Origin of the sequence: Cohnella panacarvi Gsoil 349 (assembly GCF_000515335.1) — a bacterium.
In the GTDB taxonomy this organism is placed as follows: Bacteria; Bacillota; Bacilli; order Paenibacillales; family Paenibacillaceae; genus Cohnella; species Cohnella panacarvi.
Window position 1 is genome coordinate 3,159,563 of record NZ_KI911563.1, and the last position, 17,922, is coordinate 3,177,484.

A 17,922-nucleotide genomic window follows, 5' to 3' on the forward strand; every position below is an offset into this window, starting at 1 on the left:
TGCGTGCGCGAGACTGCGCTATAACCGCACGCGCGGCTTTTATACGCTTTAGCATTGTGTAACCGCTTACCTTTGTTTTATGCTCATATCAGAATGATGGAGACGACAACGAGGAGGAGCGGGCGGTGGATTACGATATTATCGTAGTTGGTGCGGGATTGGCCGGACTCGTCGCGACGGCGGAAGCAGCGGATGCGGGGCGCAAGGTGCTGCTGCTCGATCAAGAGCCGGAGGCGTCGTTCGGCGGGCAAGCATGGTGGTCGTTCGGGGGATTGTTCCTCGTCGACTCGCCCGAGCAGCGCCGAATGGGCATTCATGATAGCTACGAGCTGGCGCTGCAGGATTGGATGGGCTCGGCGGGTTTCGACCGAGAAGCGGATGAAGATTATTGGGGACGCCAATGGGCGGAAGCTTACGTGAAGTTCGCGGCGGGCGAGAAAAGAGAGTGGCTGCGCCGGATGGGCGTGCGCTTCTTTCCGGTCGTCGGTTGGGCGGAGCGCGGCGGGCATCTGGCCGAGGGGCATGGCAATTCCGTGCCGAGGTTCCATATCGTATGGGGTACGGGACCGGGAATCGTAGCGCCTTTCGAGCGCCGCGTCCGCGAGCATATGAAGAGCGGGCTCGTCGACTATAAGCCGCGCCATCGGGTGGATCGGTTGCTTACCCAAGACGGGGCCGTCCGCGGCGCGAGCGGAGCCGTGCTCGTACCGAGTTCCGCCGCCCGAGGGGAAGCTAGCTCCAGGGAGGTTGCAGGAGAGTTCACGTACGCGGCGCGCGCCGCCATCGTAACGAGCGGAGGCATCGGCGGGAACCAAGAACTCATTCGGAACAATTGGCCGAGTCGGCTCGGAGAGCCGCCTTCCCGCATGCTGTCCGGAGTTCCGGACCACGTGGACGGACGGATGCTGGCCATTACCGAGGAAGCTGGCGGCCGCATCGTGAACCGCGATCGGATGTGGCATTACGCCGAGGGCTTGAAGAACTGGGCTCCGATCTGGTCCAATCACGGCATTCGCATCCTCCCGGGCCCATCATCGTTATGGCTGGATGCGCGCGGGCGGCGGTTTCCGGTGCCGGCCTTGCCGGGGTTCGACACGTTAGGTACGCTCGAGGCGATTCAGAAGACGGGCTACCCATACTCGTGGTTCATTCTTACGCAGAAGATTATCGAGAAGGAATTCGCGCTCTCCGGGTCCGAACAGAATCCGGATCTGACCGGCAAGAGCATCCGCTTGCTGCTGAAGCGGATTCTATCCGGCGCGCCGGGTCCGGTGCAGGCGTTCATGGACAAGGGTGAAGACTTCGTCATCGCGAGCAACTTGCCCGACCTTGTCGCGGGCATGAACAAGCTGACGGGCGACAACCTGCTCGATCTGGAGACGATCGAGAGACAGATCAAAGCGCGTGACCGGCAGATCGACAATAAATTCGCGAAGGACTTGCAGATCACGGCAATCCGCGGCGCGCGCCACTATCGCGGCGATAAGCTCATACGCGTCGCGAAGCCTCATCGGATGCTCGATCCGAAGAACGGGCCGCTCATCGCGGTGCGGCTTAACCTCGTCAGCCGCAAAACGCTCGGAGGATTGCAGACGAACTTGTCCGGCCGAGTGTTGAATGCCGAGGGCAAGGAAGTGCCGGGCTTGTACGCGGCCGGCGAAGTCGCTGGATTCGGCGGCGGAGGCGTGCACGGCTACCGCGCGCTCGAAGGCACGTTTCTCGGCGGCTGCTTGTTCAGCGGCCGCGTGGCCGGACGCGCCGCGGCAGCGGACTTGTCGCAGCTGTAAATAAAACCCTATCAATAAAGCTTGCTATTAGGTTTGCGTTCGTGTTAAGATGCTTCTTGTGTCTGCGACACTTGATCGTGTGGAGCCGTGGTGTAGTGGCCTAACATGCCTGCCTGTCACGCAGGAGACCGCGGGTTCGAATCCCGTCGGCTCCGCCATCAACCTTATCTATAGTGAATTCGCATAAGCATGGAGCAGAGCTTGAGGGCTGCTCTTTTTTGTATATTCCCTCTACTTCTCTCTTCGAAGGAGGAGCGCGTGATGATGATTCGCAGAGGACGCTTCGCCCCGACGCCATCGGGTTTGCTGCATATCGGCAACGCCTTCGCCGCCGTCGCTTCATGGCTGCAGATGCGCCAGGCGAACGGACAATTCGCGCTGCGCGTCGAGGACATCGACACCGCCCGCTCGCGCGCGGATTTGGCGCAGAAGCAGCTCGACGACTTGCGGTGGCTTGGCATCGACTGGGACGAAGGACCGGACGTCGGAGGTCGGCATGCGCCTTACGTGCAGAGCGAGCGAATGACGCTTTACGAGGCGGCGCTCGAGCGTCTGGAGCAAGCCGACATGCTGTATCCGTGCTACTGCAGCCGGAGCGAGCTCGCCAGAATCGCCAGCGCGCCGCACGGTCTGGCCTCCGAAGGCGGGGCGTACCCGGGCCTTTGCCGCCATCTATCCGAGGAGGAGCGCCAAGCGAAGGGGGCGCATAAGACGCCGGCCCTGCGCTTTAAGATGGCGGGTCAACCCGTCACGTTCCGCGATGGCTGGGCGGGCGAGGTGACGTTCGCGGGCGAAGCGGTTAGCGATTTCGTCGTGAAACGGGCGGACGGCATGTTCAGCTACCAGCTAGCCGTGACGGTCGACGACGCCGCGATGGGCATCACCGACGTACTCCGCGGCGCCGATCTGCTTGATTCGACGCCGCGGCAGCTTGCGCTTTACGAGGCGCTAGGGCTGACGGCGCCGAGCTTCGCCCACGTGCCGCTGATCTTGGGGGCTAACGGCGAACGGCTGTCCAAGCGCGATCGTTCGATCACGCTGGCCAGCCTGCGCGATGCCGGCGTAGCGCCCGAAAGGCTGATCGGCGTGATGGGCTTCGCGGCGGGCTGGATCGATCGGCCGGAACCGGTATCCGTTCGCGAGCTCATTCCGTCCTTCCGCGCGGTTCGACAGCGAGAAGGCGAGCCGCAGGGGCGGCTCGCCTTAAGCGATTCGTTATGGCGCATGCTGACCTGACGCGACGGAATGTTAGAAGATCGGTTTACCCATTTTCCCGGCTTGGAAGTCCGCGTACGCTTGGATGACTTCTTCGCGCGTGTTCATGACGAACGGTCCGTATTGGAACACCGGCTCGCCGAGCGGTTCCCCGCTCAATACGAGCACGAGCGTATCGTCCGTCAGGCCTTCGATGCGAATATCGCCGGCAGCGTTGCCGAAGAGGACGAACTCGCCTTCGGCCGCCGTTTGCGACTCGTTCACGCGAGCGTTGCCCCGCAGCACGATCGCAGCGGAGTTATACGCGGCCGGAAGCTCGAACTGCGCGACTCCGTTAGCTCTGAACGCAATGTCGAACAGATGGATCGGCGTGAACGTCTTCGCCGGCCCGCGGATACCGTTGTAATCTCCGGCGATAATCCGCACCTCGCCTCCGCCGTTCGGCAATGCCGCGCGCCCCATGTTTTCTTTCAGCAGTTCTTGATATCTCGGCGGGTGCATTTTATGCTCGCGAGGCAAGTTCACCCAAAGCTGAACGAAGTGGAACGTGCCTCCTCGTTTAGCAAACTCCCGTTCATGATATTCCTTGTGCAGCAGCCCCGAACCGGCCGTCATCCACTGCACGTCGCCCGGCCCGATTATGCCGTGATTGCCGTAGTTGTCGTGATGCTCCACGAATCCTTCGTACGCGATGGACACCGTCTCGAAGCCCCGGTGCGGATGCGCGCCGACGCCTTTAGGGGCGGCGCTTGGCCCGAAATCGTATGGCGCGTTGTAGTCCAGCAGGAGGAACGGGCTGAACCGTTCTCCGAAGTCGTGCCCGGACGGAAAAAAGTTCGATACGCGAAATCCGTCGCCGACCATATGGAACGGCGCTCCTGTGTATGTGCCTTCTATAGCGCGATAGCTCATGATTCATTTCTCCTTTGTAATAGGATTTGTTTATCGCAAATATCTTTATTTTGAATATCTTAAATTAAAGATAACATGGAACGTCCTATCCGTCAACTAGAATACGACTTCCCGGATAATGGCGGGTTTGCGGGAATCGGCATCGGGGTGCTATTCTTAATAGACTAGCAGACACCGAGATAGAAACCGTCAAATCTACATTCGCATCGCGCATGCAAGGAGGCAACACCTATGTCTATCGTTCCAAGTATTCTAGAGTTCAACAAACAATTCGTCGCGGACAAAAAATACGAGAAGTATTTGACCAACAAGTTTCCCGAAAAGAAGGTCGCGGTGCTCACGTGCATGGATACGCGGCTGGTCCAGTTGCTGCCCAAAGCGCTCGGCTTCAAGAACGGCGACGCGAAATTCATTAAGAACGCCGGCGCGATTCTGACCCAGCCTTTCGGGAGCGCCATGCGAAGCATTCTCGTCGCGGTGCACGAGTTAGGCGCGCGCGAGATGCTCGTCATCGGGCACAGGGGCTGCGGCATGACGAACATCGATTCCGGCAGAATCGTGGATAAGATGATCGAGCACGGCATTGATCCGGTATCGATCGAGACGCTGGAGAACGCGGGAATACGCATGGATAAATTTTTCCGCGGCTTCAGCAAACCGGAAGAAGGCGTCATGGCCAGCGTACGCATGATACGCAGGCACCCGCTTTTCCCTGAGAGCGTCCCTGTTCACGGCTTCATCATCGATCCGGAGACGGGCGAGATCGAAGTCATCGCGCTCGACTATAAAGAATAGAATAAGAGGCGCTCTCCCGGTTGATTCGGAGGCGCCTCTTCGTTTTATTGTCGGTTAAACGACGTATGGGAGCGAACGCGTTAATCATCCAGATACTGGTGACTTGGGCCGTCAAAGAGATTATACTAGGAGTTACGACGCCACATACAAAGGTGGATAAAGATGATCGAACTATCCGTAATCGCGCCCATTTACAATGAAGAAGAGAGCCTTGACGCCCTCTACGAAGCTGTGACAGCCGCCTTACAAGGAAAGATCGAGCATTACGAAATCATCCTCGTGAACGACGGGAGCGTTGACCGGAGCGGTCCGATGCTTGACGAATTGGCAAGCAAGGACTCTCGCGTTCGCGTGCTGCATTTTGCGGCGAACTGCGGTCAGACGGCTGCCGTATGGGCGGGCATGCGATCGGCAACCGGACGGTATATCGCTTTGATCGACGCGGATTTGCAGACGGACCCGAACGATATTTTTACGCTGATGCCGTACATGTCGGAATACGACTTCGCCAACGGAATGCGCGTTACGCGCCGGGATTCGCTCGTGAAGAAAGTATCTTCCCGGGTCGGCAACGGCGTCCGCAACTGGCTGACGGGAGATACGATCTACGATACGGGCTGCCCGATGAAGCTGTTCAAGCTGGAGGTCGGCCAGAGCTTTTACCTATTCAACGGAATGCACCGGTTTCTCCCGACGCTCGCCAAGATGAACGGGTTCAAAGTGATCGAGGTGCCCGTCAACCATAGGGAGCGCCGCTACGGCGTATCCAAATACGGCGTGCTTAACCGAGCGTTCGTCGGGCTGATGGACGCGATCGTCGTGCGGTGGCTCAAGAAGAGGACGATCAAGTACGAAATTACCAATCATGAACGAAAATCCCCAGCGTAGGGAATCCATCATCGGGGAGGCCGCTATGAATACTTACGAGATCTTATGGGTGTCGTTCGGAATGCTTGGACAGATTCTGTTCTCCTTGCGTTTCATCGTGCAGTGGTTGGCCAGCGAGAAGGCGCATAAGACCGTTATTCCCCATTCGTTCTGGATTCTGAGCATCGCGGGCTCCGTCATTCTGTCCGCGTACGCGATATACCGCAAAGACCCGGTTTTCATTCTCGGCCAGACGCCGAGCGTATTTATTTACGTTCGGAACATCATGCTGCAGAAGGGGTCGGAGAAAAGGGAACGGCAGGCCGGCTCCGCGGAGCAGCCGGAGATGCAAGACGCGAAGGCGGAAGCTTGATCGCACGCTTTGAATTTGTTCTTAAATGTGGGACAATGAGACGTGACGATCGTGCTGAAAAGAGGACTACGAATGAATAAAGCGTCGATATACGGACTTACGCTGGCTAAGCTTACGGATTGGCTGGCGGAGCATGGACATAAGAAGTCGCGGGCTTTGCAGGTATGGGATTGGCTGTATCGCAAGCGCGCGCGGCAATTCGCCGAGATGACGGACGTCAATCCGGATTGCTTGCGTTTATTGGAAGAGCATTATACGATCCGGACGATGGAGGAGCATCTGAAGCAGCAGTCCGTGGACGGAACGGTTAAATTTCTGTTCCGGCTGAAGGACGGCAATCTCATCGAGACGGTTATGATGAGGCATAAATTCGGGCTGTCCGTCTGCGTGACGACACAGGTCGGGTGCAATATCGGCTGCAGCTTCTGCGCGAGCGGCTTGCTGAAGAAGGACCGCGATCTGTCCGCGGGAGAGATCGTCGAGCAGATCGTGAACGTGCAGCAATTCCTCGATCAGGCGGCGCGCGAGGAGAAAGTCAGCCATATCGTCGTGATGGGCATCGGCGAGCCGTTCGATAACTTCGACAACCTTCTTGATTTCCTCGAGGTCGTGAAAGATCATAAAGGGCTCGCGATCGGGGCAAGACATATAACGGTGTCAACAAGCGGCCTGGCGAATAAAATCATCGAGTTTGCGGACGTAGATCCGGGAGTGAATCTCGCGATCTCGTTGCACGCGCCTAACGACGAGTTGCGCACGCGGATCATGAAGATCAACCGCGCGATCCCGATCGCGAAGCTGATGGACGCGATTCATTATTACTTGGAGAAGACGCGGCGGAGAATTACGATCGAGTATATTCTGCTGAAGGGCGTTAACGACCAAGTCGAGCATGCGCTGGAGCTCGCCGAGCTCGTAGGCGGCATCCGGAAGCTCGCCAACGTTAACCTGATCCCGTATAATCCGGTGGATGAGCATAGTCAATATCAGCGGAGCAGCAACGATGAGATCGTCGCGTTCTACGATGCGCTGAAGAAGCAGGGCATCAGTTGCAGCGTTCGTCTGGAGCATGGCGTGGATATCGACGCGGCATGCGGGCAGCTGCGCAGCAAACAGCTTAAAGAGAACGTCGGGTAGCCGATAGGGGGCGAATCAGTTGGCGAAAGAAGAGGAAATCATCTTGACCAAGGAAGGCCTGGCCAAGCTGGAGGCCGAACTGGACGAGCTAAGATACGTAAAGCGCGCGGAAGTAGCCGCTCGGATCAAGCTGGCGATCAGCTACGGGGATTTGAAGGAGAATAGCGAGTACCATGCCGCGAAGAACGATCAGGCATTCATGGAAGGCCGCATTCTGACGATCCAACGGATGCTCAAGAAAGCCCGCGTCGTGGTAAGCACGGATTTATCGTCGGTCAACGTCGGATCGGTGGCGGTGCTTCTCGACAAGGAAATGAACGAGCAAATCAGCTACCGAATCGTCAGCCCAACGGAAGCGGACGTGCTCGATGGCAAGATCTCTTACGAAAGTCCGCTCGGCAAGTCGCTCCTCGGCAAAAAAGTCGGCGACCAAGTGGTCGTCGCGGCGCCGGTGGGAGAGATCGAATACGAATTGCTGGAGATTAAGGCGAGCGAGTAGGGGTTGAACATGCAAAGCCGGTTGGATCGGAGCTTAGTCGCTTCGGTCTAACCGGCTTTTTTTTGAATCGGAAACGTGCTTCTGCCCCTTATATCGGCATATCGGTATCCCCTTCGCTCAGAAGCGTAAGAAATAACGGCAAATCGACGTTTATTTGGAACTGTTCCCACCTAAATTTGTAAAATAACAACGCATCGATAGTTATTTACTCAGAAACGGGCCGGATAACCATTTGCCGCTGAGAATATGTGCGTATAGGTGTTATTTCGGTGGATAACAGGGTTCTTAGCAAAAATAAATTCAAATGGTTGTTATTCGGCGCTATGTCGGAAGTGTTGCGAATAATTCGACGATTGAACCGCTTTTGCAAGGGATGACCCTCACTCGCACAACATGACATGCCGCTCGAACGTGCCTTTGCTCCAGACGCAGCGATCGGCGATCGTGAAGCCGACTCCGGCGAGCAGCTCGTCGATCGCTGCGATAGAGAGAACGACGACGCGATCGGCGATACGCCGGGCATGGAGCAGGATGTCGCGCTGCGACTCCGGCGTAATCTTCGTAACGTGATTGTACGGCAGGTCGATGATCGCGCTGTCGTAATGCTCCGTTACGCCAGCGATGTCGCCAAGCGTCACTTCACAGGAGTAGCCGAAGTGAGCGATGTTGGCGCGGGCGCCGGTCGTCACGAGCGGGTTGATGTCGCGGCCCGAGATGCGCGCGCCGATCGACAGCGCCTCGACCAGCGTCGTCCCGCTGCCGCAGCACGGGTCGATGACCTTGCGGGCGGACGGATCTTCGTCCGGAGCGGCGATGTTGACCACGGCCCGGGCAAGGCGAGTAGGCAAAGCGATCGAGTACGGGCTCGGACGCCGCATATGGTCGCGCCAGAGCGCCGCGTTGCGGGCGTAAACGCCGAAAAACCATCGTCCCCCGTAAGGAACGATGGCATAAATAACATCAGGCTGGCGAACGCTGGCCATTCCGCGCATCCGCCTTGCGACCGTACGCTCGATGTCCCGCTGCTCGTCGTATTCGATTTTATCGGCCGGGGCGAGATCGTTTCTCTTCAAGTAACGGATTAGAAACTTGCGTCCCTCAAGATTCAACCGGCTCGCTTGCTCCGCGATTTCGGACACGCTGCCCCCTTCGATGACGATCTCGACGCGCTCCTTGACGAACGGGCTTCGGCTAACGTCGATATCCCTGTCGCTCAGGAGAATACCCGCAGACGTGTCCTCTCCGAACAGTGCCCGCATCTCCATTCGGAGCAGCGCTTGCTCGCCCTCTTGGGCGTTAAAAGTGTAGAGGAAGCCCATGACGGCTTAAGCCTCGTAGAATTTCACGACTTGAGCGGCGATCGCTTCGTTCGTGCCTTCGACGATCGTCTGATGCTGCGGCTTGTCGAATAGCGCCTCGATCTGAGCGGGGAACGTCTGGTCGATGCCGACGAGCTGGATCGATTCGTTGAACTTGGCCGGATGCGCCGTGGACAAGGCAACGGTGACTTCGCCGGCTTCGGCGAGCTTGTCGGCAGCCGCCACGCCGCATGACGTATGCGGATCGAGCAAGTAACCGGTGTCGTCGTAATACGTTCCGATCGTCGCCAAGCACTCGTCGTTCTGCACGCCGTAGGCGTCGAAGTCAGCCTGGACTTGCTTCAGCTTATCCGCCGGGATGACGATGCGGCCGTTTTTCTTGAAGTCGCCCATAATTCCGGATACCGCCGCCGCGTCCGCGCCGTATAGATAATACAAATAACGCTCGAAGTTGCTCGCGACTTGGATGTCCATGGACGGGCTATACGTGCCGCGGAACTCGCCCGGCTCGTAGACGCCTTCCTTCACGAACCGCTCGAGAATGTTGTTCTCGTTCGTCGCCAAGATAAGCTTGCCTACCGGCAGCCCCATGCGTTTAGCCAAGTAACCCGCGAAAATATCCCCGAAGTTGCCCGTCGGCACGCTGAAATTGATCGCGCCTTGGACGCCTTGGCGAGCGAGCTTGAAGTAAGCGTAGAAGTAGTAGACGGTCTGCGCGAGGATACGGGCGATGTTGATCGAGTTGATCGCGCGCAAGTGATACTTATGTTTAAAGGAAACGTCGGCGAACAGTTCCTTAATGATGCGTTGGCAATCGTCGAACGTTCCGTGCACGGACAGGTTCAGCACGTTGGCGTCGTTCACGGTCGTCATCTGCAGCTCTTGCACCTTGCTCACCTTCTGGTGCGGATGTAGGATGCAGATGCGGATGCCTTCTTTGCCGCGCACGCCCTCGATCGCCGAAGCCCCGGTGTCTCCGGACGTTGCGCCGAGGATGTGAATGATGGAATTATTTTTACGGGAGATGTAGGAGTACAGGTTGCCTAAGAACTGAAGAGCGACGTCCTTGAACGCGAAAGTCGGCCCATGGAACAGCTCAAGCACGTGCAGGCGGTCGTTAATGCGGCGCACCGGCGTAACCTCAGGGTCGCGGAAAGTGCCGTAACTGTCGTCCACGAGTTTCTTCAGCTCGTCGCGCGGAATTTCGCCTTCGATATATAGGGAGAAAACTTCAAGAGCCAGCTCCCGGTAGGAGAGCGACTCCCAAGCTTTGAGCCGTTCCGCCGACAGGGCGGGAATTTGTTTGGGTACGAGCAAACCGCCGTCGTCCGCAAGGCCCATCAGGATGGCGTCGATGAAACCGACGGGAGCGATTGTGCCGCGAGTGCTAATGTATTCCATGTCTATCCCCTTGTTCGTTCTAAGATTTATCCGATTCATCACGCATGTTGAGACCTGTTTGTTCTGAATCGGCCAAGGCGCAAACGTTATCGCGCCATCGCAATTGGCGGCTTGTGCCGTTTGTGCTTGCAAGAATTGTAACATAGACGGATTATCTTGTGAATTTACTGTATTTTGTACGTTGACGAAAGGTGGCGAAAGCCCTTACACTTGTTATAATTTTAATGGTTTTACGCTTTACAAGGACAACGCATTGCAACTGCAGCGCTAACCTAGAAACTACGTCAGAGAAGGGGTCAAGTCAACATGAAAAAGAAGTTGCTTGCAACAATGGTGCTGTCTATGGCAGCGCTGCTCGTCGTCGCGGGATGCGGCAAGAAAGAAGAAAACTCGAACGCCGGCGGTTCGCCTTCCGAATCCGCGGCTGCAACGAAAAGCTACAGCATCGCGATCTCCCAGATCGTCGAGCATCCGTCGCTCGATGCGACGCGCGACGGTTTCCTGGCCGCGCTTAAAGACGCCGGCATCGTGGAGGGCACGAACCTGAAAGTAGACCTCAACATCGCGCAAGGCGATTCGGCGAACAACCTCTCCATCGCGCAGAAGATCGCGGCCGACAAGAACGATCTCGTACTCGGCATCGCGACGCCTTCCGCTCTCGCTATCGCGCAGAACGTGAAGGAAACGCCGGTATTGTTCGCGGCCGTAACGGACCCGCTCGCCGCGAAGATCGTAACGGACCTCGAGAAACCGGGCGGCAACATCTCCGGGGCATCGGATACGAATCCTGAAGCGATTACGCAATTGATGGATTTCATCGCAGGCAACTTCCCGAACGTGAAGACGGTCGGCGTCGTCATCAACGAAGGCGAACCGAACGCCGTCATCATGACGAAGAAAGCCGAAGAAGCGCTCGCCGCGCATAACGTCAAGCTGGTTAAAGCATCAGCAGCGAACAGTTCCGAAGTGAAGCAAGCGGCGGAATCGCTCGTCGGACGCGCGGACGCGATCTACATCACGCTCGACAACACGGTCGTCAGCGCGGTAGACTCGATCATCCAAGTGGCGAACGACAAGAAGATCCCGTTCTTCTCCAGCGATAGAGACACGGTTGAGAAAGGCGCGTTCGCGACGGTCGGATTCAAATATTACGACCACGGCTACCAAGTCGGACAAATGGCCGTCGAAATCCTGAAGGACGGCAAGAAGCCTGCCGATATGGCGGTTACGGTACCGAACAAGCTGGACTTCATCCTGAACCTGAAAGCGGCGGCAGCGCAAGGCATTACGGTAACCGACGCGATGAAGGATAAAGTACAGGATAAAGACAACAATATTATCCAGTAACCTCAATCAGTAAATGCAAGTGGGGTGGGCGGCTTCTGTCGTCCGCTCCATTTTGTCTACATAGGGGGCGCATCCATGCTTGCATCCATTTACGGCGCGATCGTGCTCGGCCTTTTGTACGCGCTTATGGCGTTAGGGGTATACATCACGTTCCGCATTCTCGATTTCCCCGATTTGACCGTGGACGGCAGCTTCGTCACGGGCGGAGCAATCTGCGCTACGATGATCTCGAACGGCTACAATCCCTATCTTGCGACGCTGGCCGGCTTCGCGGGAGGCGTTATCGCCGGCATCTGCACGGGACTGCTTCATACGAAAGGTAAAATCAACGGCTTGCTCGCGGGCATTCTGATGATGATCGCGCTCTACTCGATCAACATTAGGATCATGGGCAGTCCGAACGTATCTCTCTTGAACATCAAAACCGTCGTCTCTCCTCTGCTGGACGAGAAGATCGGCGTATATATCGCCGTTGCGGGCGTTGCGGTGCTGCTTATCAAAGCGCTGCTCGATTTGTTCCTGCATACGGATCTTGGCCTTGCGCTCCGCGCGACCGGCGATAACGCGCGGATGATCCGCAGCTTCGGGGCGAACACGGACCGGACGAAAATTCTCGGCATCGGGTTATCGAACGGTCTCGTCGCCCTGTCCGGCGCTCTGCTCGCTCAGCACGGCGGGTACACGGACGTGAACATGGGCGTCGGCATGATCGTTATCGGCCTTGCTTCCGTCATTATCGGCGAAGCGATCTTCGGCATGCGACGCGTATGGATCGCGACTCTGGCGGTCGTCGTCGGTTCCATCGTCTATCGGATCGTATATGCGCTGGCGCTTCGCGTTGAATGGTTCGACTCGTCGGATCTAAAACTTATTACCGCGGTACTCGTCATCATCGCGCTCGTCATCCCGCAAGTCAGGCGCGCGATGAAGCAGAAGAGCGTTGCCCGCAAGCGGACGCTGGAGCTGCTAGGGCAGTCGGCAGGCAAAGGGGGCAGAGCGTAGCATGTTGGAATTAACGAAAGTTTCCAAGCTGTTCAACCCCGGCACGCCGAACGAGAAAATCGCGCTCATGGACGCCAACCTGAAGCTGAACCCGGGCGACTTCGTTACGGTCATCGGCAGTAACGGCGCGGGCAAGTCGACGCTTATGAACATCATTTCCGGCGTTCTGAAGCCGGATGTCGGCGAAGTTCGAATTGCGGGGGAAGCGATCCACCACCATCCGGAGCATGCTCGCAGCCGCTGGATCGGCCGCGTGTTCCAGGATCCGATGGCAGGAACGGCGCCGCGCATGACGATCGAGGAAAACTTAACGATGGCATACAAGCGCGGGCAAAGGCGAGGCTTCGGGTGGGGCGCGACGGCTAAGCGCCGCGCGATATTCCGCGAGCAGCTGCAACGTCTCGGCATCGGGCTCGAGAATCGGATGCACGCCAAAGTCGGCTTGCTGTCCGGCGGCGAACGGCAAGCGCTGAGCTTGCTCATGTCCACGTTCACGAAGCCGCAAATTTTGCTGCTCGACGAGCATACCGCCGCGCTCGACCCGGCTCGCGCCGAGCTGATCACGAGGCTGACGGACGAGATCGTCCGCGATATGAAGCTGACGACGCTCATGGTCACCCACAACATGGAGCAGGCGATCCGCCTCGGCAACCGCCTCATCATGATGGACAAGGGCCGCATCATTCTCGACATCCCGCAGGAGAAGAAAGCGGACCTGACCGTAGCGCAGCTGCTCGGCGAATTCGAACGGATCAGCGGGCATCAGCTGTCGGACGATCGGATCGTGTTGGGATAAAGCAGGAAGGCACTGGCGCTATCCCCTTCGCTCAGGCGGAGGGGATGGTGTTTTTTTTAGTTTGCGACGGTGAACACGGGAGTATGGTAATTACACGGAAAAGCTGCGAGACTGGTGCTGAGATGTACGAATACGCAGCGGTCTGATGCGGAACTGTACGAAATACAGTTGTATGAAAACTTATCGTTCTTATAGATGCGTAACTGCACGAAGTACCGCTGATTTAACAACTAATGTGGATTTTTGCCTGCTTGGAGTGATTGAGATGTATTTGGTGCAGGTAGCGGTTAGGGAAAAGCGAGTTTGAGTTGAGTAACTGTAGTTCGTGCAGTCTATTCTGTAAAATTGTCCAATTGTTGAGATTAAGTGATATAATGCCCGTAGTGGCGAAGAACGTCCCGATCCATCTTTGATGATGGTCCCGGGGCGTTTTTTATATTTAGGTGGGGGGATTCCGATGAGTTTCGAACATGAACATGAGGAGTTTATCCGGTCGCATCTATCGCGTAGATCGGGCGAACGGAAAGACAGGCTGGCGAGCGGTCACCGGCATGCGGAGAAGTTGTTTGTGCAGAATATCTGGTGGGAATTGAAAGGGGATTTCGCGTGCCTCCACCCTGAGTTTGAGATATTGGATTGGCGGGGCAGGCCGTATTATGCGGATTTTGCGTTCACTCCGAACAAATTTTTGAGAATTTTGTGGGAAATCAAAGGCTTTAACTCGCATGTTCGGGATATGGACCAGACCAGGTTTTGCAACGAGAATAAGAGAGAGCTATACCTGCAGGCAATCGGCTATCGGATCGTTTCATTTGCTTACGACGATATTGAGCAACGACCGGAACAGATTATAAGTCTTGTCCGGTTGTTTTTGAGTCAGTTCGAAGCCGAGCAGAAGAATACGAGTTGGCGGGTCTTGGCGGAGAAAGAGACGTTGAGACTGGCATTATCCTCGCCTCGACCGCTGCGGCCTAAAGATGTGGAGGACCATTTTCGGATGAATCACCGAACGGCAGTCAAGTTGCTTCACAGCTTGTGCGAGAAAGGTATGATGAATCCGACGAAAAGCGGAGCGGGTGTACGCGCCGTGTCCTACGAGGTTAAACGAGATTATTGGATGTGATTGGGTTGACCGGTCGTGGCTTGTCAGCGTAGATGGCTGCACGGAGTACAGTTAGCTCAGCGAAGCGGAAGCAAACCTATCGCTCATGCGCCATTACCTGTACGGAGTACAGCTAATTTTGCGGGTCCAAACTACCTTAGTTCGTCGCCTGCACGGAGTACAGTCAATTTGGCAAATAACGAGGAAACGGGCGGATATTGTCGGGTTGAGATGTAGTTTGTGCAGGTATTGAGAGGTGAAGGGGTCTTCGGGCTAAAGTAACTGTACTTGGTGCAGTTGAGATCCTGGAGAGGATAGACGCACCTGTCGCTCAAGTGTCGTTACCTGCACGGAGTACAGTTACTCCAGCGAGTCCAAACTACCATAGCTCGTCGCCTGCACGTAGTACAGTTAATTTGGCCAATAACGAGGAAACGGGCGGATATTGTCGGGTTGAGATGTAGTTCGTGCAGGTATGAGAGGGGAATGGGGGTCTTCTGCCTATAGTAACTGTACTTGGTGCAGTTGAGGGGCCGGTTGCCTAATCCTGTCCCGGCAACGGGTACCGCACCGCCAAGCGCTCGCGCATCTCGGCGATCGCCGATGCGTCCGGCGGCAGCGCAACTGCAGCGGGAGCAATCCGCAGCGCGCCGATGACCGCATCCGCGAAATTCCTCGCGTGGCCAATGCCGCTTGCGCCGACGAAGCCGCGCTCTTGCAGGCTCGTCATCCGTCCCGCGATTACGTCGGGGTACTCGCCAGAGTCCGCGCCTCGCCCGGCTCTCGCGTAGAACTCGCGTACCAGCAAGGCGCGTTCGTCGCCCGAGCCTTCGACGTTGACGAACGCCTGCACGATCATCGCTTTCACCTGCCGCCGCTGAGAGATGCCGCAGAACTTAAAGCCGTCGATATGTAGATCGTAATCGCCGGGACAATACGAGCCCTCGACTTCCCCATAGCGAACAGTCAGCCCATGTTCCAGCAACGCCAGCTTGATCAGCGCCACCATTCGTCCGAAATCGTCGCGAAAGCCGTGAGCCAATTCGCCCGACGACGGCAGGATCAGCGACACGTTCACGACGCCGTCGTCGAGCGGAACGGCTGCTCCGCCCGAGCCGCGCACGATCGCCTCGTATCCCGCGTCTCGCAACCACCGTACCCCGTCCGCGGCGCCGGGCAACCGGCTGTCCTTCGTCCCCATGACGAACGCGCGCGGATGCCGCCATAGATGGCATACGGGCGATTCTCCCTCGCCTACGCGCCTGCATAGCAACTCGTCTATCGCGAACGAATCGCCTACCGATCCTTCGCCCGAACCCATCCGATCAAGCACGACCATCTCTTTCGCCCACGCCAACGCTGACACGCACATTCCTCGCACCTCGTTCTACTTCAACACGTCTATAAGACCATTGTAGAACACTTTGACCGCAAAGTAGAGGAAGAGAAGGCCGGAGGCGAACGAAAGCAGCCGCACGACCGACTTCTGGAACACGTGCCCGGTCAAGCTGCTGATCAGCGCCACGGCGAGCGACCATACGAGTCCGGCGACGAAAAATCCGGCCACGAAGTAAGGCAATGCGCTTCCGTCCTTCATATCCATGCCGGCCAGAATCGGTCCCGCCGCAAAGGCGAACCACGCGATCACCGTCGGCGACGACATCGCGAGACCGACTCCCGCGAGGAAATCTCGCACGGAAGAGCGGTGCACCACCACGGCTTGGTCGACATCGAGATTTTTCGATCGGAAGCTTTCTCGAAGCATTTTGTAAGTCAGGTAAAATAACATAATCGAGCCGACGATCCACAGCGTCCACCTCACGGCGTCATATTCGAAAATAACGCTGACGCCAAGCAGAGCGAGCGAGCAATAGAACAAATCCCCGAAGCACGATCCGAATCCGATCATGAACGAAGGCTTGAATCCGCGCTCCATGCCGGTTTTCATGATGGCTACGTTAACCATGCCCAAGTCGAAGCACAACGATAAGGAAAACATGAATCCTTCGAAAAAAGCCAACGCCATGTTCAAGCTGCATCCCTCTAGTTCGAATAAAGTCGAAACCATGTCACTTTTCCTATCATAAACGAATCGACAGCGCGCGTCATCACATTTGTAGAAGTCGTATCCCATCGAACGTACGTTTCCGCCGCCGAAAGTGGTACACTATACCTATCTCAATCTTTAGGAGGGTTCCATCCATGAACGCATTCGAATTGTATAATCCTACGAAGCTCGTGTTCGGCGCGGGCAAAGTCCAGATGCTCGGCGAGCTGGTGCAACCATACGGCAAGCGCATCCTTCTCGTGTACGGAGGCGGAAGCATCAAGAGATCCGGCCTGTACGACGAAGTACAAGCCCAGCTACAGTCTATCGGCGCAACCGTTCACGAGCTTCCGGGCATCGAGCCGAATCCGCGGTTATCTACGGTCCAAAAGGGTATCGCGATCTGCCGCGAGCATCATATCGAGTTCATCCTGGCTGTAGGCGGCGGAAGCGTAATCGATGCGGCGAAGGCCGTCGCCGTCGGCGTCCCTTACGAGGGAGACGTATGGGATTTCACGATCGGCAAGGCGGTCATCAAGGCGGCGCTGCCGCTCGGCACGGTGCTTACGCTCGCGGCGACGGGCTCGGAGATGAACGGCAACTCCGTCATCAGCGACTGGGACAACAAGCTCAAGCGTTCGTTCGGCAGCAAGCTGGCGTATCCTAAATTCTCGATACTCGATCCGAAGCTGACGTTCACGGTGCCGCGGGATCAGACGGTAAACGGGATTGTCGACATTATGTCGCACGTGTTCGAGCAATATTTCACGCATACGCAGGACATCCCTCTTCAATCGCGTTTCGCCGAGTCCGTCTTGTTGACGGTCATCGAGAACGGCGAGAAGGCGCTGGAGAACGGCTCCGACTACGAAGCGCGCGCCAACCTGCTGCTCGCCGGTACATATGCGCTCAACGGCGCGCTGCCGATCGGCGTCGTAACGGATTGGGCCACCCACGGCATCGAGCACGAAGTGAGCGCGATCTACGATATCGCTCACGGTGCGGGGCTCGCGATCATTTTCCCGAACTGGATGAAGTATGTGTATAAGGAGAACGTCGGCCGGTTCGCGCAGTACGCGACGCGCGTCTGGAACGTCGACAAGGCCGGCAAGTCGGACGACGAGGTTGCATGGGCAGGCATCGAAGCGACCCGCGCTTACTTTACGCGCATCGGCGCTCCGGCTACGCTGGGCGAGTTAAATATCAATGGCGATCAAATCGACCGCATGGCGACCGAAGCGACGCGCTACGGCCCGATCGGCTCATTCAAAAAGCTGCAGAAGGACGACGTGAAGGCGATTCTGGAGAGCTGTCTTTAAGATT

The 17,922-nt window shown here is 56.9% G+C and carries 17 protein-coding genes and 1 tRNA gene; 13 read left to right on the plus strand and 5 right to left on the minus strand.

All coding sequences use genetic code 11. The features are described from left to right. The first annotated feature begins 125 nt into the window (after positions 1 to 125). The 3 genes from COHPA_RS0115220 to gluQRS all read left to right on the plus strand — a co-directional run bounded on the left by COHPA_RS0115220 (position 126) and on the right by gluQRS (position 3,023). The gene (locus COHPA_RS0115220) at positions 126 to 1,787 is read left to right on the plus strand and encodes an FAD-binding dehydrogenase (protein ID WP_027087019.1); all 1,662 of its coding nucleotides are present in this window, start codon (positions 126 to 128) and stop codon (positions 1,785 to 1,787) included. An 81-nt stretch (positions 1,788 to 1,868) separates the two neighbouring features. Beyond that, a tRNA-Asp gene (locus COHPA_RS0115225) sits at positions 1,869 to 1,945 on the plus strand. A 109-nt stretch (positions 1,946 to 2,054) separates the two neighbouring features. Beyond that, complete coding sequence (gene gluQRS / locus COHPA_RS0115230; protein WP_035121028.1) at positions 2,055 to 3,023, plus strand: tRNA glutamyl-Q(34) synthetase GluQRS; 969 nt, start codon at positions 2,055 to 2,057, stop codon at positions 3,021 to 3,023. 12 nt (positions 3,024 to 3,035) lie between these two features. Here the strand turns inward: gluQRS and COHPA_RS0115235 are convergent, their stop codons facing one another. Continuing rightward, positions 3,036 to 3,914, minus strand: a complete 879-nt coding sequence (locus COHPA_RS0115235) for a pirin family protein (protein WP_051421756.1) — start codon at positions 3,912 to 3,914, stop codon at positions 3,036 to 3,038. A 231-nt stretch (positions 3,915 to 4,145) separates the two neighbouring features. Between COHPA_RS0115235 and COHPA_RS0115240 the strand changes: the two genes are divergently transcribed. The 5 genes from COHPA_RS0115240 to greA all read left to right on the plus strand — a co-directional run bounded on the left by COHPA_RS0115240 (position 4,146) and on the right by greA (position 7,585). Beyond that, on the plus strand, positions 4,146 to 4,709 hold the full coding sequence (locus tag COHPA_RS0115240; protein ID WP_027087022.1) for a beta-class carbonic anhydrase: 564 nt from the start codon (positions 4,146 to 4,148) through the stop codon (positions 4,707 to 4,709). A gap of 162 nt (positions 4,710 to 4,871) precedes the next feature. After that, positions 4,872 to 5,597 carry a glycosyltransferase family 2 protein gene (locus COHPA_RS0115245; RefSeq protein ID WP_027087023.1) on the plus strand — a complete coding sequence of 242 codons (726 nt, stop codon included), beginning with the start codon at positions 4,872 to 4,874 and terminating at the stop codon, positions 5,595 to 5,597. A gap of 25 nt (positions 5,598 to 5,622) precedes the next feature. Further along, positions 5,623 to 5,949 carry a lipid-A-disaccharide synthase N-terminal domain-containing protein gene (locus tag COHPA_RS0115250; RefSeq protein WP_027087024.1) on the plus strand — a complete coding sequence of 109 codons (327 nt, stop codon included), beginning with the start codon at positions 5,623 to 5,625 and terminating at the stop codon, positions 5,947 to 5,949. A 72-nt stretch (positions 5,950 to 6,021) separates the two neighbouring features. Then, positions 6,022 to 7,086 (plus strand): dual-specificity RNA methyltransferase RlmN, encoded by a 1,065-nt coding sequence (rlmN, locus tag COHPA_RS0115255; RefSeq protein WP_027087025.1) that lies wholly within the window; start codon positions 6,022 to 6,024, stop codon positions 7,084 to 7,086. Positions 7,087 to 7,105: 19 nt separating this feature from the next. After that, a complete protein-coding gene (gene greA / locus COHPA_RS0115260) occupies positions 7,106 to 7,585 on the plus strand; it encodes a transcription elongation factor GreA (RefSeq protein WP_027087026.1) in 480 nt (159 codons plus the stop codon). 380 nt (positions 7,586 to 7,965) lie between these two features. Here the strand turns inward: greA and COHPA_RS0115265 are convergent, their stop codons facing one another. Both COHPA_RS0115265 and thrC read right to left on the minus strand, forming a co-directional pair. After that, positions 7,966 to 8,904, minus strand: coding sequence for a TRM11 family SAM-dependent methyltransferase (locus COHPA_RS0115265; RefSeq protein WP_027087027.1), 939 nt, complete (start codon positions 8,902 to 8,904; stop codon positions 7,966 to 7,968). Between the two features lie 6 nt (positions 8,905 to 8,910). Beyond that, entirely contained in the window at positions 8,911 to 10,305 is a 1,395-nt protein-coding gene (thrC, locus tag COHPA_RS0115270; protein ID WP_027087028.1) for a threonine synthase, read from the minus strand. A 306-nt stretch (positions 10,306 to 10,611) separates the two neighbouring features. Between thrC and COHPA_RS0115275 the strand changes: the two genes are divergently transcribed. The 4 genes from COHPA_RS0115275 to COHPA_RS0115290 all read left to right on the plus strand — a co-directional run bounded on the left by COHPA_RS0115275 (position 10,612) and on the right by COHPA_RS0115290 (position 14,573). Further along, positions 10,612 to 11,652 carry an ABC transporter substrate-binding protein gene (locus COHPA_RS0115275; RefSeq protein ID WP_027087029.1) on the plus strand — a complete coding sequence of 347 codons (1,041 nt, stop codon included), beginning with the start codon at positions 10,612 to 10,614 and terminating at the stop codon, positions 11,650 to 11,652. 75 nt (positions 11,653 to 11,727) lie between these two features. Continuing rightward, on the plus strand, positions 11,728 to 12,654 hold the full coding sequence (locus tag COHPA_RS0115280; RefSeq protein ID WP_027087030.1) for an ABC transporter permease: 927 nt from the start codon (positions 11,728 to 11,730) through the stop codon (positions 12,652 to 12,654). 1 nt (position 12,655) lies between these two features. After that, positions 12,656 to 13,450: an ABC transporter ATP-binding protein gene (locus COHPA_RS0115285; RefSeq protein ID WP_027087031.1), complete on the plus strand. Its 795-nt coding sequence runs from the start codon at positions 12,656 to 12,658 to the stop codon at positions 13,448 to 13,450. Between the two features lie 457 nt (positions 13,451 to 13,907). After that, positions 13,908 to 14,573 (plus strand): hypothetical protein, encoded by a 666-nt coding sequence (locus COHPA_RS0115290; RefSeq protein WP_027087032.1) that lies wholly within the window; start codon positions 13,908 to 13,910, stop codon positions 14,571 to 14,573. Positions 14,574 to 15,093: 520 nt separating this feature from the next. Here the strand turns inward: COHPA_RS0115290 and COHPA_RS0115295 are convergent. Both COHPA_RS0115295 and COHPA_RS0115300 read right to left on the minus strand, forming a co-directional pair. Beyond that, positions 15,094 to 15,924, minus strand: coding sequence for a lipoate--protein ligase family protein (locus COHPA_RS0115295; protein ID WP_027087033.1), 831 nt, complete (start codon positions 15,922 to 15,924; stop codon positions 15,094 to 15,096). A gap of 15 nt (positions 15,925 to 15,939) precedes the next feature. After that, the gene (locus COHPA_RS0115300; protein ID WP_035121044.1) at positions 15,940 to 16,578 is read right to left on the minus strand and encodes a LysE family translocator; all 639 of its coding nucleotides are present in this window, start codon (positions 16,576 to 16,578) and stop codon (positions 15,940 to 15,942) included. Positions 16,579 to 16,754: 176 nt separating this feature from the next. Here COHPA_RS0115300 and COHPA_RS0115305 point away from each other — a divergent pair, with 176 nt between their 5' ends. Then, positions 16,755 to 17,918, plus strand: coding sequence for an iron-containing alcohol dehydrogenase (locus COHPA_RS0115305; protein WP_027087035.1), 1,164 nt, complete (start codon positions 16,755 to 16,757; stop codon positions 17,916 to 17,918). Positions 17,919 to 17,922 lie beyond the last annotated feature (4 nt).